Annotated in this window: 17 protein-coding genes; 4 read left to right on the forward strand and 13 right to left on the reverse strand. The window is 39.7% G+C overall.

The genetic code is table 11. The features are described from left to right. Positions 1 to 34: 34 nt before the first annotated feature. From IEV27_RS12375 to IEV27_RS12385, 3 genes are read right to left on the reverse strand one after another with little or no spacing between them, the layout of a single operon-like run. Positions 35 to 445 carry a Fur family transcriptional regulator gene (locus tag IEV27_RS12375; protein WP_188377811.1) on the reverse strand — a complete coding sequence of 137 codons (411 nt, stop codon included), beginning with the start codon at positions 443 to 445 and terminating at the stop codon, positions 35 to 37. Then, complete coding sequence (locus IEV27_RS12380) at positions 442 to 1,299, reverse strand: metal ABC transporter permease (protein ID WP_188377812.1); 858 nt, start codon at positions 1,297 to 1,299, stop codon at positions 442 to 444. The genes IEV27_RS12375 and IEV27_RS12380 overlap by 4 nt, the downstream gene beginning before the upstream one ends. Continuing rightward, complete coding sequence (locus IEV27_RS12385) at positions 1,299 to 2,075, reverse strand: metal ABC transporter ATP-binding protein (RefSeq protein ID WP_188377813.1); 777 nt, start codon at positions 2,073 to 2,075, stop codon at positions 1,299 to 1,301. The genes IEV27_RS12380 and IEV27_RS12385 overlap by 1 nt, the downstream gene beginning before the upstream one ends. Positions 2,076 to 2,261: 186 nt before the next feature. Here IEV27_RS12385 and IEV27_RS12390 point away from each other — a divergent pair, with 186 nt between their 5' ends. Together IEV27_RS12390 and IEV27_RS12395 are read left to right on the forward strand one after the other, a co-directional pair. Then, complete coding sequence (locus IEV27_RS12390) at positions 2,262 to 3,254, forward strand: permease (protein WP_229735267.1); 993 nt, start codon at positions 2,262 to 2,264, stop codon at positions 3,252 to 3,254. An 11-nt stretch (positions 3,255 to 3,265) separates the two neighbouring features. Further along, on the forward strand, positions 3,266 to 4,153 hold the full coding sequence (locus tag IEV27_RS12395; RefSeq protein ID WP_188377814.1) for a TIGR03943 family putative permease subunit: 888 nt from the start codon (positions 3,266 to 3,268) through the stop codon (positions 4,151 to 4,153). A 44-nt stretch (positions 4,154 to 4,197) separates the two neighbouring features. Here IEV27_RS12395 and IEV27_RS12400 read toward each other — a convergent pair whose 3' ends face one another. Together IEV27_RS12400 and IEV27_RS12405 are read right to left on the reverse strand one after the other, a co-directional pair. Beyond that, positions 4,198 to 4,890, reverse strand: coding sequence for an amino acid ABC transporter permease (locus IEV27_RS12400; protein ID WP_188377815.1), 693 nt, complete (start codon positions 4,888 to 4,890; stop codon positions 4,198 to 4,200). Positions 4,891 to 4,902: 12 nt separating this feature from the next. Continuing rightward, on the reverse strand, positions 4,903 to 5,778 hold the full coding sequence (locus IEV27_RS12405) for a transporter substrate-binding domain-containing protein (protein WP_188377816.1): 876 nt from the start codon (positions 5,776 to 5,778) through the stop codon (positions 4,903 to 4,905). A 269-nt stretch (positions 5,779 to 6,047) separates the two neighbouring features. Between IEV27_RS12405 and IEV27_RS12410 the strand changes: the two genes are divergently transcribed. Beyond that, on the forward strand, positions 6,048 to 7,958 hold the full coding sequence (locus IEV27_RS12410) for a heavy metal translocating P-type ATPase (RefSeq protein ID WP_188377817.1): 1,911 nt from the start codon (positions 6,048 to 6,050) through the stop codon (positions 7,956 to 7,958). 726 nt (positions 7,959 to 8,684) lie between these two features. Here IEV27_RS12410 and IEV27_RS12420 read toward each other — a convergent pair. The 3 genes from IEV27_RS12420 to IEV27_RS12430 are packed head-to-tail and all read right to left on the reverse strand — an operon-like array spanning position 8,685 to position 10,342. After that, positions 8,685 to 9,506: a YihY/virulence factor BrkB family protein gene (locus tag IEV27_RS12420; RefSeq protein WP_188377819.1), complete on the reverse strand. Its 822-nt coding sequence runs from the start codon at positions 9,504 to 9,506 to the stop codon at positions 8,685 to 8,687. Between the two features lie 29 nt (positions 9,507 to 9,535). Then, positions 9,536 to 9,865: a YtxH domain-containing protein gene (locus IEV27_RS12425; protein WP_188377820.1), complete on the reverse strand. Its 330-nt coding sequence runs from the start codon at positions 9,863 to 9,865 to the stop codon at positions 9,536 to 9,538. Between the two features lie 12 nt (positions 9,866 to 9,877). Next, complete coding sequence (locus IEV27_RS12430) at positions 9,878 to 10,342, reverse strand: low molecular weight protein-tyrosine-phosphatase (RefSeq protein ID WP_188377821.1); 465 nt, start codon at positions 10,340 to 10,342, stop codon at positions 9,878 to 9,880. A gap of 243 nt (positions 10,343 to 10,585) precedes the next feature. Between IEV27_RS12430 and IEV27_RS12435 the strand changes: the two genes are divergently transcribed. Next, positions 10,586 to 11,965 (forward strand): alanine/glycine:cation symporter family protein, encoded by a 1,380-nt coding sequence (locus IEV27_RS12435; protein ID WP_188377822.1) that lies wholly within the window; start codon positions 10,586 to 10,588, stop codon positions 11,963 to 11,965. Between the two features lie 39 nt (positions 11,966 to 12,004). Here IEV27_RS12435 and IEV27_RS12440 read toward each other — a convergent pair whose 3' ends face one another. From IEV27_RS12440 to IEV27_RS12460, 5 genes are all read right to left on the reverse strand, one after another. Next, positions 12,005 to 13,840, reverse strand: coding sequence for a putative bifunctional diguanylate cyclase/phosphodiesterase (locus tag IEV27_RS12440; RefSeq protein WP_188377823.1), 1,836 nt, complete (start codon positions 13,838 to 13,840; stop codon positions 12,005 to 12,007). Between the two features lie 101 nt (positions 13,841 to 13,941). Next, complete coding sequence (locus IEV27_RS12445; protein WP_188377824.1) at positions 13,942 to 14,607, reverse strand: SOS response-associated peptidase; 666 nt, start codon at positions 14,605 to 14,607, stop codon at positions 13,942 to 13,944. A gap of 22 nt (positions 14,608 to 14,629) precedes the next feature. Beyond that, complete coding sequence (locus IEV27_RS12450) at positions 14,630 to 14,995, reverse strand: DnaJ family domain-containing protein (protein ID WP_188377825.1); 366 nt, start codon at positions 14,993 to 14,995, stop codon at positions 14,630 to 14,632. A gap of 15 nt (positions 14,996 to 15,010) precedes the next feature. Then, positions 15,011 to 15,652: an MOSC domain-containing protein gene (locus tag IEV27_RS12455; RefSeq protein ID WP_188377826.1), complete on the reverse strand. Its 642-nt coding sequence runs from the start codon at positions 15,650 to 15,652 to the stop codon at positions 15,011 to 15,013. Continuing rightward, positions 15,642 to 16,388 carry a YkgJ family cysteine cluster protein gene (locus tag IEV27_RS12460; protein ID WP_188377827.1) on the reverse strand — a complete coding sequence of 249 codons (747 nt, stop codon included), beginning with the start codon at positions 16,386 to 16,388 and terminating at the stop codon, positions 15,642 to 15,644. Before IEV27_RS12460 ends, IEV27_RS12455 begins: the two co-directional genes overlap by 11 nt. Positions 16,389 to 16,456 lie beyond the last annotated feature (68 nt).

Consider the following 16,456-nt stretch of genomic DNA (forward strand, 5'->3'; position numbering starts at 1 on the left):
GGTCTAATTGGGGACTCTAGACCTTTTTCCTCTTTTAATGACAAACCGGACACTTTCCGTAAATCTCAAATTTATGATTTTCTATATCGTAACCTTGTAAATTCTCATTGATGCTTTCCATCGGGCAAAAATCAATCGGCTTCGTCTTTCCACAATCCGTGCAAATAAAATGGTGATGGTGCCCATGTGTATCGCAGCCCAAACGGAAGTGCTTCTCCCCGCTAAGCTCCGTAGACTCTAAAATCTCCTCATCGGTCAGTAAATACAAATTACGATAAATGGTATCGTAGCTCACGCCAGGAAAGTCTTCTTGAATCTCTTTTATTATAGTCTTTGCAGCAATATATTGGTCTTGATTTACAAAGATTTCAAGGATTCGTTCCCTTTGCCGCGTCTTTTTATATCCTTTTTCTTTTAGTTTTTGAATAGCAGTTTCAAGGTTCATACTGTGTCACCCTTTACATAAAGATGGTTTCTTACCTTCTTATAGAGAATGGCCATAATTAACACCATAATCGCAATTACAACGATCGTTCCACCTGGAGGAACACTTAAGTGGTATGAAGATATTAATCCAAAAATAACCGAAAACTCACCAAAAGCAATGGATAATCCAATGGTTTGTTTAAAGCTGGCTGCGATTCGTAAAGCAGCTGCTACAGGCAAGGTCATAAGCGCTGATACAAGAAGAATGCCGACCACCTGCATAGAGGAGGCGATAACTAGTGCTACCATAACAATAAATAACAAATGAATCCAGCGTCCATTTACTCCTGCAATTGATGCATGTTCTTCATCAAACGATAAAACAAATAATTCCTTATAAAAAAGAATGACAATTGTAATAACAGCAACTGTTATAAAGAAGACGGTCCACATATTTGAGCTGCTCACCGCTGTGACGCTGCCAAATAAATAGCTAAATAAATCTGTATTAAACCCATCGGCCAATGAAATAAGAATAACGCCTACCCCAATACCACCAGATAATATGATTGGGATGGCTAACTCTTCATAGTGTTTATAAAGTTTACGCAGCTTTTCAATTAAAATAGCTCCTCCAACCGAAAAGACCATCCCCATATAAACGGGGTTCAATTCGTTAATGCCGGTTACTCTTTTTTCTATTAATAAGCTGGCGGCAATTCCTGTCAGGGTGATGTGTGAAAGGGCATCGGCAATCAATGACAGTCGTCTTACGACAATAAACACGCCTAATAATGGTGCTACAATTCCGATTAAGATCCCTGTAATCGCAGCGTTTTGTAGAAATTCGTACTGAAAAAAACTATCGATCATTACTGGCTCACCTCATGCTCATGATTGTGTGTCAGCTGCTGAACGGAATGACCATATAACCGATTTAAGTCTTCGTTATCAAACTCTTTATATTCCTCAGAAGCTCCGTGGAAATGAACCGTTTTATTCATACATACTACGTGAGTTGCATGTTCCGTAATCGTCCCGATGTCATGCGTAACCATAAGCAGGGAGATTCCTTTTTCTTGATTTAACTTTCTTAATAAATCGTAAAAGGCCGTCACGTGTTTAGCATCTACTCCAACAGTCGGTTCATCTAAAATAAGCAGTGATGGATCACTCACTAATGCTCGCGCAATGAATACGCGCTGCTGCTGGCCACCGGATAACTCCCCAATGTTGCTATTCGCATACTCTTCCATTTCAACTGTTTTCAGCGCTTCTATCGCTTTCTCCTTATGCTTACGATTAAAAAATTTAAAGGTTCCAATTCTTGATACAAGCCCCGTCTTTACTACTTCTAATACAGTAGCGGGAAATCCGGAATTAAAACTGTTGGCTTTTTGAGAAACAAAACCAATTTCCTGCCATTGGTTAAAATTTTTAATCGACTGACCAAACAACTTAACCGCCCCTCGGTCAGGTTTATTGATCCCTAGCATAAGCTTAATTAACGTTGATTTTCCTGAACCGTTTGGTCCTACAAGTCCTAAAAATTGGCCTTGTTCAATCGTTAAGTCGACTCTCTCGACTACCCATTCTTTTTCATATTTAAAAGAGACTTGCTCCATTTCTATGATTTTATCTCGTTTCATATAAAATCCCTCTCATAATAATAATCATTACGAATTAAATTATAATACGTACATATAGTGAAGTAAAACATCCTGTCATTATCCTATTGACAAATCTACTAAATCACGCAAAAATAGTATCCGTCTCACAAATAGTAATAATTACGATTAAAGTTGCATCATCTTTATATTAAAGGAGGACAAGCCTTGTATCAAGAAAAAGCTGCAAATCAAAAATGGGGATACATACTTCTTTTCCTGTTTTTTCTATTTTTTATTTACGGAGATTTATTTCCAACGACGCTGATTACTTCATTTATGCCTGCTTTACTAGATGTTAATACGATTTTTCTCAGCATAGTACTGGAAGCTATTCCCTTTGTATTATTGGGGGTATTTGCTTCTGCCTTGATTCAGTCTTTCGTTAAAGAAGAAACACTCGAGCGTTTTATTCCTTCCAATCCAATACTCGCTCTTTTTCCAGCAGTCACCATCGGAGCTATTTTTCCAGTTTGCGAATGTGCTATTGTCCCTATTGTGAGAAGACTTATCCAGAAAGGAATGCCCCTCCACGTAGGAATTGTGATCCTTGTATCTGCTCCTGTGTTAAACCCTATCGTATTTTTGTCTACGTTTTATGCATTTCAAACCGATTTAACTGTCGCTTGGGCAAGAATGGGATTGGCGTTTGTAGTTGCTGTCATTATTGGCGGTGTTGTTTATGCGCGATTCGGTAACAGCTGGCAGCTCAAAGAAGCTAAGGGAAGTCTTAACCATGACCATCATAAGCATCGAAACAAAATTGCGGAAACATTTTATCATGCGAGCGATGAATTTTTTGATATGGGTAAGTTTTTAATTATCGGTGCATTGCTCGCTAGTATCATTCAAACATTTATGGACAGAGATCTATTAATTGGGGTCGGAAGCGGTTTTTTTACAGGTCCAGCCGTAATGATGGGACTGGCCTATTTCCTTTCACTTTGCTCAGAAGCCGATGCTTTCGTCGCCTCATCATTTAATGGCTTATTCTCACGCAGCTCGCTTTTAGGTTTTCTCGTTTATGGTCCAATGACAGATTTAAAAAATACGATTTTAATGGCTGCTTATTTTAGAAAAAGATTTGTTTTTGCATTTGTTGTGATCGTAACCATTACCGCTTATATCATCACATTACTATTTGATCTACTTTACTTGTAGGAGGGGTTGTTTTGAATAGAAACACTCATTATTTTTTACGCAGCGTGATTTTACTGGGCTTTGGACTTTTTATTATTAAACTCCTTATTTCTGGAGATATTCAAAAGTTTATTGCCCCCCGTATGATGCCTTATATGTATTTTGCATTAGGTGTTATTGCTATTCTGGGAATGATTCAATTCTTTAAGAGTGATTCCGAGGATGACCACGACTGTGACTGTGGGCATGATCATGATTACTCACGTTCGAAAGTACGCTCGATTCTCGTTTATTCCTTATTTATCATCCCCATATTTACAGGGATGCTTTTCTCAGACCACGTCTTAGGAAGCTCTCAAGCTTCTAATAAAGGGTTTAAGTATCAGCTTAATTCAGCTTCACCGAGTGATGATTACGAGAAATCCAATGGTGAAGCGAACGAATCAAATAGTGATTCTTCAACAGACGCATTAGATGATCCTGCCATTCTAACGACAACAGAGCGGTATCCAGAATTACAAGAAAAGTTATCTGAAGCTGAGAGCTTCACCTTAACAGAAGATGACTATATCGGTACCATATCGTTATTGGAAGAGCAAGTTGATGAATATGTAGGTAAACAAGTGACAATGAAGGGTTTTGTGTTTCGTGAAGACGGATTTCCCGATGACCGAATGGTTGTGGGACGGTTTGGGATCAGCTGCTGTGTGGCTGACGGAGGAATCTACGGACTTCTTATTCAAGGGAACGGAGAAGACTTCAATCAATATAAAAATGACACGTGGGTAGAAATAACGGGGACTGTAAAAAAAGTGGAACATAATAACTGGGAGCTTCCAATGATTGAGCCCACCGATATTAAGACCATCGACGTTCCTAAAGAACCTTATGTATATGAAGAATTCGAGTTCGCAGGATAAAAAACAAACCAGCTGCCTTCATTGGAAGCTGGTTTGTTTAGCATTTACAAATATCTATTGTACCTTCGTTCCAAATAATCTTGAAGTGTCGAAAATATCATAGTAAGCGGCCAATAAATCAGAGCCGCTAAGATATATAACGTCATTGAATCATTCGTCCGCCCCGCTACAATCTGTGCTTTATTTAAGATTTCCGGCACCGCGATCATAGCCGCCAAAGAAGTTGCTTTTAATAGATCAAGAAAAACATTCGCTAACGGAGGAATCGCAATTCTTATCGCTTGAGGAACAATAATCCTCCGCATCGTCTGCCAATAGGTAAAACCTAAAGCACGGGCTGATTCCCATTGACCACGAGCCACACTGGCTAATGATGCACGATTGATTTCAGCAATATACGCCGCACTATTTGTTCCAAAACCAATGACTGCAGCTGTTGGGCCGGAAAACGTAATACCAAGAACCGGCAGGCCAAAGTACAACACGAATAAATAAACGAGAATAGGAGTACCTCGCATAAACGATATATAAAGCCTCGCAGGCCAGCGTAACAGGCGGGTATTCGACCGCCGGGCTAAGGCGAGAAAGAACCCTAGAATAAGCCCTAAGACCATACTAAGAACCGCTACTAAAACCGTATAGGGTACCCCTTCTAATACAAAAGGAAGATTTTCCCAAGCTCGTTCGGGGACAAACAATTTTTCTATGCTTATTTCGTTAATATCCATGGAGAACATGAAAGAACACCCTTACAAATCAAGCCCTTCAATTTCTTCTACATCTTCTTCAGGTTCCTGCGAGGCATCTTTGCCACCAAAGAACTCTTCCGATAGTTCAGTTAATGTACCATCTTCACGCATTTCGTTTAACGTCTCATCCATTTTTTCTTTTAATTCTTCTTCGCCTTCACCCATTACAATAGCAGAATCACTAGGATGGAATTGAAGGTCTGGATGCTGAGTAACCTCAAGCTCGGGAAGTGCTTGTAGGGCTAGCGATTGCAGGTAATAGTCATTAATGATTAAATCTGTGCGTCCATTCTCTACATCACGCAGATACACATCATTCGTTACATTACCATACGACTCGATCTCTGCACCATAATGTTCTGCAATTTGAGCAAATACAGTCGTTGCTCCGCCCCCGTGTACCTTGCCTTCTATATCTTCAAGCGTCTCAATACCTGATAAATCATCTTCACGTACAATCATAGTTGCATAAGAATGCTTATAAGGCTCACTAAAATCAAAGCTTTCGTCACGACTGTTCGTCACTTCCATATCGTTTGCCACTACATCAACCCTGCCACTGTCAATGGCTGACAGCAAACCATCTACGCCGTATTCTTCAAAAGAGATCTCCAAATCAAGGCGGTCAGCAATTTCTTTCATAATTTCTACATCATACCCTGTAAGCTCATCGGAATCCTCTGGATAAAAAGAAGCTGGATATAATGTACCTGATGTACCTACGACAAGCTCTCCTTCTTCCTGAATTTCTTCCCACTTAGAGTCGCCTGATGCTGCCTCTTCTTCATTTGAAGATTCTTCGTTATCATCTGAACCACAAGCCATCAATACAACAGCTAATGTGAGAATAAGTATAGATAAAAGCCATTTACGCATGTTTCTTCCACCCTTCTTTAAATTCATACCTACTCAATATAGCAACAGGTCTACCTTAATATCAACCTTGGTGCTTAAAATTTTTAGCCTTTTAAGTAATTGATTCGTCTCTGAGGTAAAATTAAATTGACTTCGCCATGAACTGTGATAACATAATAACATATACTAAATTATAATTATTCTAATTTACCCTTTTTCCTCAAGTTCAACAATTACGATTTTCTTTACTATTAGCACACCATAAACACTGATTTTTAGGAGTTGAGAATATGCCCACCAGTTTCTCTCTTAAAAAAAGTCTGTTCACTACCCAAAAAAACCTCTTGTTCTCTCACAAATTCTTTAATCACATTGAATTAATAGCGGCTTTATCCAGCGGCCTTATTCTGCTTGTGGCTGCAATTTTTTCTAACTCTTTATCCTCTACTGCCTATATTTCATTACATGTCGCAGCATTTATAATCGGGGGATATGCCAAAGCTAAGGAAGGCATAACGGAAACCATTCAAGAAAAACAACTAAATGTAGAATTATTAATGATTTTTGCCGCCATTGGAAGTGCATCGATTGGATATTGGACCGAAGGCGCTATCCTAATCTTCATCTTTGCCTTAAGTGGTGCACTTGAAACTTACACAATGAACAAAAGCGATAAGGAAATCGCCTCCCTCATGGATTTACAACCAAATACAGCATGGAAAGTAACCCCTCAAGGCGTTATTAATGTAGATACGCATACGTTGCAAATTGGAGACCACATTCTTATTAAAGCTGGAGAACGAATTCCTTCAGATGGAATCATTACTAAAGGAAGTACAACAATTGATGAAAGTGCCATCACAGGAGAATCGCTTCCTGTATCTAAAGAAAATGGAAAAGAAGTTTTTGCTGGAACGGTAAATTTAAATGGAAGCATCTATGTCGAAATTACAAAACTCACGGAGGATACTCTCTTTCAAAAGATTATTCAGATGGTGAAAAAGGCACAAAGTGAAAAATCACATACTCAGCTTTTTATTGAACGATTTGAAAGCAGATACGTAAAAGTCGTGCTTATTACGGTTGCCTTTATGCTCTTCTTGCCTCATTACTTATTTGACTGGTCATGGGTTGAAACGATCTATCGTGCCATGATTTTGTTAGTTGTTGCCTCCCCCTGTGCATTAGTGGCTTCGATCATGCCAGCTACTTTGTCAGCCATCTCTAACAGCGCTCGTAATGGAGTCCTTTTTAAAGGCGGCATGCATTTAGAAAACCTTGCCCACATTCAAGCCATCGCTTTCGATAAAACAGGTACATTGACAAAAGGGGAGCCAGAAGTTACTGATGTTTGGTTCAGGGACTCGCTGAAACCTCAATCCGTCCTATCTGTCGCCAAAGCCATAGAAGAACAATCCAATCACCCACTAGCCAAAGCCATCGTAACCTATACCAATCAGTACGAGCCCACCCCTCTATCCATTCAACAAACGAGAGATATTCCAGGTAAAGGGGTCAAGGCAGATATTGACGATGAAACATGGATGGTAGGAAATGCAGAGATTGCAAGTCCAGACGAATCGGTCGCTGCCTATGCCGAGAAGTTAGCGAGTGAAGGTAAAACCATCGTCTTTGTAGCCAATTCAAAAGAAACAGTCGGATTATTTGCTTTAAAAGATACCGTTCGACCTGAAGCAAAGAAATTAATTTCTCGACTCCAAAAAAATAACATCTATACTTTAATGTTAACAGGAGATAACCCTACTACAGCAAAATCAATTGCTGAAGAGGCAGGCATTGACCATTATGTCGCTGAGTGCTTGCCGCAAGATAAAGTGAACGAGTTACAATCTCTTCGCAAGCGTTATACCCAGATTGCGATGGTAGGAGATGGCGTTAACGACGCCCCCGCTTTGGCCACAGCCAATGTGGGTATTGCGATGGGTGAAGGCACAGACGTAGCTTTAGAAACAGCTGATCTTGTGCTCATGAAAAATGATTTATCTAGACTTACGGATTCCATTACTATTTCTCACCGAATGAATAAAATTGTTAAGCAAAATATCATTTTTTCAATAAGTATCATTATGCTTCTCATTATCAGCAACTTTCTTCAGGTGCTCGACCTTCCCTTAGGAGTCATTGGCCATGAGGGGAGTACAATACTTGTGATATTGAATGGTTTGCGCCTGCTTCGATAAAAAAGAAGATAGCCCTAGGGCTATCTTCTTCAGCTTGTAGAAAAACCCCTATTTTTCCGCAAGCTTTTTTTCTTGCCACTAAGAGCGAAGGCCCCCTTGAGGCCACTGAAAAAGGAATCTGCAAACTACTCTCAATCTTCTCTTTTCTCATGTGGTAACTCCATTTTCCTGCAGAGGATAAAGGAGAAATCTATGTAGTGGTCCATTTTTCGCAGTATATGGTTCTCGGGCACGAGTTCTTCAATCGTCACGATGTCCATTTCGTTTTGTCGTTCTTTTCTGGATTGAAACAAAAGCCACCGCCTATATACATTCTTGTCTATAGGATAATAAATTTGCGCGGTGAAAAATGAAGGAAATCAGAAAAAATCAAGTTGTCAAAAAAGCTAAGACGGCACTTTTTCCGTTCCTTTGACCCGAATGGAATCTTGAAACCCTCGTAATGTGAATGCCCTTTGCAAACGCTGTTTTCATAAGGGCGCAGTTTGAGTAAATGATTTTGCCAGTGATCTATTTCGAAAAAGGGTTGTAGGAAACGACGAGACTCCTGCGGGAAATGTGAATAAGGTGTGACCCCGGAGGGCTGATAAAGCCCGAGGAGGCACACCATTCGCCCGCGGAAAGGGGGTCGTTTCCTACAACCCTTTACTCTCTCTAACGCAAGGAAATTTACACTCTTTAAGGGTTCTCTACAAGCTGAGAAGATAGCCTAATGGCTATCTTCTTTTAATATGGATGTCGACCTTTATGTTTTTTATGAATAAGAGCGTTGATCTCTCCACCAATTAAAATAACAATTCCCGATAAGTAAAACCAAATCATTAAGACGATCACCCCGCCTAAGCTTCCATAAGTGGCTGAGTAATTACCTAGGTTTTCTACATAAAAAGAAAATAGCAAAGACACTAACTGCCATCCCACAGTGGCAAACAAAGCTCCCATTGTAATCTCTTTTATTTTCATCGGCTGATCTGGCGCCATTAAATATAAGAACGAGAGTACAATAAAAAACACAATGGATGAAATAACCCACCTCAGTGTTTCCCATGCTTGTAAAAAGTCTTCTGATAAGCCAAAGATGGAAAATACGTAAACCCCAATGGCACTTCCTAACACCGGAAGCAAAAAAGCTACACCAATTACCACAATCATAGCAATGGTCAATAATATAGAAATCACTCTCGACACAAAAAACGATCGCTCTTCCTCTGCACTATGGGCACGATTAAAAGCTTTAATCAAAGTGTTAACTCCGTTTGAAGCTGCCCACAGGGTGCCTAGGATACCAATAGATAACAGGCCGCTGTTGCGATCCCTTAAAATCTCTGTGACATTTTCCGAAATTAATTCATACGTATCTGGGGGAGCATATGTGCTGATTAATAGAAGCGCTCTCTCTTCATCAATGTTTAAATAACCCAATAATGTGATAAGAAAAATCATAAATGGAAAAAGAGACAGCAAAAAAAAGTATGCCAGTTGAGCTGCAGATCCTGGGACGTCATTATCTCCTATTTGTTTAAACAGCTCTTTACTAAAGCGTATCAAATTCTCTTACTCCCCCTTTGCCTATCCACCTAAGAGGCTTCTTTAGAATTGTCTACCGATTCTAATTTATTATTCACCTTCTCGTCCATCTCTCCTATTTTATTTAATGCTTCCTCCGTCTTTTTTAGAAGTACTAATACATCATCAATCCCATTATTCAATTTCTTAGAAAAGGATTCATAGCTCAATCTTAAGTCGTGGATGGCTTCTGATGGCTGTTGTATATAATTTCGGCAGCAACTCCCTGCACCTTTAGATTTATCCATTACATATTGTCGAGTATTTTTATCAAACAGGACAATCGCTCCTCCGATAAGTGCTCCTGTTACAATCCCTGTGATCAATTTATTTTCTGCCATTATAATTCCTCCTTAAAATTGTTTTTTTTTAATATGTTCTAATAAGCTTTGGCAGCCAGCTTCGACCAACTCGTACACATAATCAAAGTTTCCTGTAAAATAAGGATCCGGTACATCTTTTTCATCCTCATCCTTAACAAAATCCATAAACAGCTTAACTTCCACATCGTTTTTCTCTCTAATCCCATTTAAATCAGATAAGTTTTGCTGATCCATCGCAATAATATAATCAAAACGATCCCAATCAGCTGGTTCTACCTGCCTGGCTGTCATTCCCTCGTACGTAATTGTTTTTTCATCAAGGATATTACGCGTTCCTTTATGCGGGACTTTCCCGATATGCCAATGCCCGATTCCTGCTGAATCGACCATAATTTCTTTCTCTAGGCCATCTCTTTCAACCAGTTTTCTAAATACTGCTTCAGCCATCGGAGAGCGGCAAATATTTCCTAAACAAACGAATAACACTTTAATCATCTTTATATTCCCCCATCATTCCCAAATCATATCATTTTCATTATATCACGAAAAAACAAGCAAATTTTACGCGCTATACCCATTCACTTCGTATACATTATAATATTTCTTAACCTAAATCTTTTCATATTAAACCAAATATTTGTAACTATATTTGGAATTTAGCTTGACATTCTACAAGAATTTTCGGAATATTTTATATATATACATGCTTTTACTACTTATTTAAAAAGGGGGATGAAAATGGGAGAAGTGGGTGCAATTCACAGCTTTCTAGATGCAGCAAGTGCATTCGTTTGGGGGCCTGTCTTGCTAATTTTATTAGTAGGTACAGGGGTTTATTTAACACTCCGGCTTGGCTTTCTACAATTTAAAACCTTACCCTATGCACTAAAACTTGCCTTTAAGCCCGGCAAGAAACAAAAAGACGAGAAAGGGGATATATCCCATTATCAAGCTTTAACAACAGCGCTAGCAGCAACCATAGGTACTGGTAACATTGCCGGTGTAGCTACAGCAGTCGTGCTAGGAGGTCCTGGAGCTGTATTTTGGATGTGGATCACAGCCGTTTTTGGAATGGCAACGAAATACGCGGAGGCTATCCTGGCCGTAAAATACCGGGTAACTGATAAGAACGGAAAAATGTCTGGTGGTCCAATGTATTACTTAGAACGCGGTCTGAAACAGAAATGGTTAGGCGTCTTATTTGCTTTATTTGGTGCATGTGCCGCATTTGGTATTGGAAATATGGTTCAATCGAACACAGTTTCTGACGTAATGGACTCCACGTTCAGCATAAATCCATGGATAACAGGAATTTTATTAACCATTTTTGCTGCATTAGTTATTATTGGCGGTATTCAAGGTATTGGAAGAGTAACAGCATTTTTCGTACCTATTATGGCCGTTTTTTATGTGGTCGGGGCACTTATTATAATTATTTTAAACCTTGATTTAGTCGGCCCAGCATTTGGCACAATTTTCTCTGATGCATTTTCTGCAAACGCCGTGGGTGGGGGTATTTTAGGTACCGTTATCCGTTACGGTGTTGCTCGTGGTGTATTCTCCAACGAAGCTGGTCTCGGTTCAGCACCTATTGCTGCAGCCGCTGCTCGTACAGACTACCCTGGGCGTCAGGCGTTAGTATCTATGACACAGGTATTTATTGATACCATTCTAGTTTGTACAATGACTGGACTAACCATCGTCATGGCTTTTGGTACAGAATATAATGGTGACGGTGCAGATTTGACCACAAGTGCCTTCCAAGTATTCTTAGGAGATATGGGGATGTACATCGTCACATTCGGAGTCATCTTCTTTGCTTTCTCTACCATTGTCGGATGGTCTTATTATGGAGAGAAATGTTTCGGTTATTTAACAGGCGATCGTGCGCTGCCTGTTTATAAGATTGTTTTCGTCTTATTTGTTCTTGTAGGGGCTGTCGCACAACTGGATACCGTTTGGTTATTCGCAGACGTCATGAATGGCTTAATGGCCTTTCCAAACTTAATCGGCCTTCTCCTCTTATCAGGAGTGGTAGCTGCTGAAACAAATAGGTTCTTAAAAGTTGCCAAGCAAGAAAAAGAAGAAGAAAAACGAGCACGCGCCAATGCCCAATAATTTTAAAACCCGTCGTTCTTTTTAGAACGACGGGTTTACTTATGAACGATATTCAGACTTTATACTTAACATTTTTTCGACTTTTTCAGGAGGAAGGGGTTTACTATAATAATACCCCTGATAAGTTTCACACTGGTTCTCTTTTAAAAAGTTTAACACTTCTTCACATTCTACCCCTTCAGCAATCACCCCAAGCTTAAACGCATCTGCTAACTGAATAATGGCTTTCACGATTTCAGCATCGCTTGGATTGGTGCGCACGCTTCTAATAAATGTCTGATCAATCTTTAAATAGTGAAGAGGAAATTGCCTTAAGTAACTTAACGAGGAATACCCTGTGCCGAAATCGTCCATGGAGAGCGTAACCCCTAACACTTTTAAGCTCTGCATCGTCTGCATGCAATTTTCTGTGTTTTGCATCACACTACTTTCGGTTACCTCAATTTCAAGAAACTTAGCAGGAAGTCCTGTCTCTCTTAACACTCGCTCAACCTTTTCAGCAAAATGAAGCTGTTGAATTTCAGAAGCTGAAATATTTACGGCGATCCGCTCAGGAGCAAACCCACGATCTAGCCATTCTTTATTCTGCCTACAAGCTTCATAAAGCACCCATTCATCAATTTGAGCAATGAGCCCAACTTCTTCGGCTAAAGGAATAAACTCACCAGGCGAGATCCATCCTTTTTCCGGGTGTTTCCACCGTACTAAAGCTTCAAGTCCATTTAAATAACCAGTAGAAACGTCCACTTTAGGTTGATATATAAGGCTTAGTTCTTTGTGGAGAATTGCTTTACGCAAGTCGCTTTCTAAGGAGAAAAGTTGATTGTACGATTCTTTCATTTTGTCTGTATAGACTAAAACCCGGTCTCCCCCCTGGACTTTGCAATAATGATTGGACATATCGGCATGAGCAATTAATTCCTGGGAAGTGCTGGCATTGCATGTAGTGGAAGCGACCCCTATGCTTAACGTTACAACTATTTCTTTTCCTGATAACGTAATAGGCTGTCTTATATCATCAAGAACCTTTTCACCAAGTTGAATAAGATTCGAGGCCCATACATCGTCAGTCACTACGATCATATACTCATCGCCAGACATACGATACAAAGACATGTGATCACGTAAACAGGATTGTATGCGTTGGGCAACGATTTGAAGCACTTGATCTCCTGCTACATGCCCTAAAGCATCATTAATATATTTAAAGCGATCAATATCACAAAACATGAGGGTTACATGAGGATAAGTAGAGGGTATATCAATCAACTGCTCTAAATCTGCGTGTAGTTTGCGCCGATTAGGCAGGGTTGTGAGAGGATCATGATCAGCCATATACTTTATTTTTGATTCAGCTTTTTCATACATAGTTACTTCTACAGTACTTCCAATAATTTCTGTAATTTTCTTCTGCTCCTTAACTGGGGATAAGGTCGTATGAAAATAACGATCATTGTAACAATGTTTATAGGAAAGGGTTTTTCCTTGAAAAGCTTTTTGATATTGAGACTTATAGAATAACGCTTGCTCAATGCCAAAGAGTTCAGCCAGTGATTTCCCTTTCACTACGTCTGATGTCAAACCAATATCGTGAGCAAGCTTCCCTTCGAACATGACGTAATAATATTCTCCCGAAGCTTCATCATATTTAACCTTGAATACTAAATTTACAAGAGCATCCATAGTTCTAGAAAAATCTGTTCTCATGTGCTCCATTGTTTGTAATTCTTCCCTCAAATCTGAACTCTCCTGAACATATTCCTTTACCAGCTCGTGATACCTATTTAGTGATTTTTGATAAGAAGAATCAGTTGAGAATTGGACCAACTCTTGATACAAGCGTTGGTATTTCGCAAGGAACCTGGATTCTTTCACGTAATTTCCCTCCGAGGCAGTCTGACGTAAATTAATTATACCATGATGAAAAAATAGACGGCTAGAATCATCTTATTCATTCTTCGTCCAAAATTACTTCCTTAAGTAATAGGCTGTATGCATTCAGGGCCTTCGTTTTTGGCCGAATTAACGTATGTGCTTACTTGTTCAGCATAGAGATCATCGATCGTTAGTTGTTCGATAAATTGGGCAGCATCTCCTGGCTGCCATTGCACTGGCTCAATCCAATGGTTTTGACGCTCTTTCGGTAAGATCACTGGCATCCGATGATGGATGTCTTCCATGAATTCATTCGCTTCCTTTGTAAGAATGGTACACGTGAACCGCTCTTCTTCTTGCGTTTTCCAATGATCCCATAGACCGGCAAAAGCAAATACCTCGCGATTTTTCGGCATTATACGAAATGGAATTTTATCTTTGTCCTCTTTCTTCCACTCGTAAAAGCTATCAGCAAGGATTAAGCAACGCTTGGCAGCCATTAAATTTTTAAAGCTTGGCTTTTCGTGGGCAGTTTCACTGCGTGCGTTAATCATCTTATAACCTATCTTTGGATCTTTAGCCCATGACGGTACGAGTCCCCAGTACATAAAACCGCCCCGCCGCTGCTTCCCGTCATCTATAATAGCTAATACTTTCTGCCCGGGTGCAATGTTATACCTGGGCTCAAATTCAGGTATCGGTACCTCTAAACCGAACTGGCGCTGAATGTCATCTTCCTGAGCAGTTAGTGTATATCTTCCGCACATAACCCCACCCCTTCTCCGAACATTACCATCCTAATTTACGATTAACTTTACCACTATACTGACGAAACGCTTGATTACTTTGCATTTTTCGACGTTCCATTAACATATTGAATCTAAGTTTCTTCTCCGTAAGCTGTCTTTTCTGCTCTTCTGGGCTGTCCTCGCTATCCGCTAACAATTCTTCTAACTGCACAATTTCTTTTTTTAGCTGCATTTCCTCAGGAAGCATGTTGGCATTCTTCAAAATCCGATAACTATTACGCATATCGTCTGGCACATAAGCTAACTCATCTTTTGGAAGCGGTTTTCCTTTACCAGGCAGATTGTCAAAATCACCTTGCTGAATCGATTGCTTAATCTTCTCTTCAATTAAATGACCGAAATCCATCTGTCGTCATCTCCTTTATTCAGATAAGCGCCGCTCTAACGAAACTCGATCCTCTTCAGGAAAAGCATCCACTTGAAGAATCCTCTTTATCTTGTCTTGGTCATGTGGATTGTCATACTTTACGTCATTCACATCCGCCACTGTTACTCCTTGGGGATCCTTCGATTTAAGAATAACGTCATCTCCAGCTTGGACATATCCCTCTTTTAATACGCGAAGATAGAATCCGGTAAAACCTGTACGCTGCACTTGCTTAGGAAAATCATCAATCCCATGAGTTCGAGCAATGATATAGCAGGGTTTACGCGGCTTTGTTACCTGCACTTCTGCTTCTCCAATTGCAAAAACATCACCAATATTCGTAGTACGCTCATCAATTCCTTCTACCGTTATATTCTCTCCAAACGAAGGGAAAGGGAAGGAACGACCATATTCTTTTTCAAAAAACCGATAATGCTGAGCAGGGTAAAGGCAAACGGCCTGGTCCACTCCACCATGATGCTTTTTATCCGCTTGTTCATCACCTTGAAAGTTTAATTTACTTAAAAATGTCGGTTCACTTACTGGTCTTTTTCGATAAGCACTCTCTAGTTCTCCTTTATCTGTTTGATAGCGTTCAGGTCGGCCTACATTTAACGAGCAAAGCTTATACTTCATCGATCGTCCCCTCTCTCCACTTTTGAATCCATGCAGGCAGAAAATCATAGCTCCAGGCATCCGTAGGGTAATCAACAAATAGGTCCTCGCCGTTTTCATACAGCACTTGGATCAATTCGTTGACAGCTCCAAAATAGTAATCATATAAGAATTCATAACTAAATGGTTCTTTCGGCAAATGATTTTCAGCACAAACTTTAGGATCAGAATAATTTAAATACGTACGGCATGGAATAGGTCTTACTTCATAAGCCATACAGGCATGCGTAGCCGGGTCAAGCATCGGGCATGGCAAGTTCAATTTTTTATAATCAAATTTTACAACTTCATCCGTATGATCCAACGCGAGAGCTTGGCTCAACTTATGAGATTGACTGGTGTAATAGTTTTCCCAATGTTCATAAATACTTTCTTTTCGTTCTTGAGAAAAATTCTCTATTGAACGAAATAGCATTTTGGCTTCCATTTTGCTGACGATAATCGGAAAGTAACAGCAGAAAGCACACCCTTTAAAACAGCTGGGTGTCATGTCGACATGTTGTTCCATTCGTGCTATTTCATGATTTACTTCTGTTAAGAGCCGTTGAAATCCATCTAGAATCACATCTTCTGTGTCGTGTTCACTATTTAATAATTCATCAACAATTTCATCAAACACTTGCGGGTCTAGTTCATATGATTCATTTATCTTATTTGATTTCTCAATAATTTCTTCGTGCCTTAAATACCTGTTCATGCGGAAAACTCCTTGTTAACTGGTTACATTTATTATACACATGTGTAAGGCTTACCGACTAGAGGGAA

Origin of the sequence: Halobacillus andaensis (assembly GCF_014636475.1) — a bacterium.
In the GTDB taxonomy this organism is placed as follows: Bacteria; Bacillota; Bacilli; order Bacillales; family Halobacillaceae; genus Halobacillus_A; species Halobacillus_A andaensis.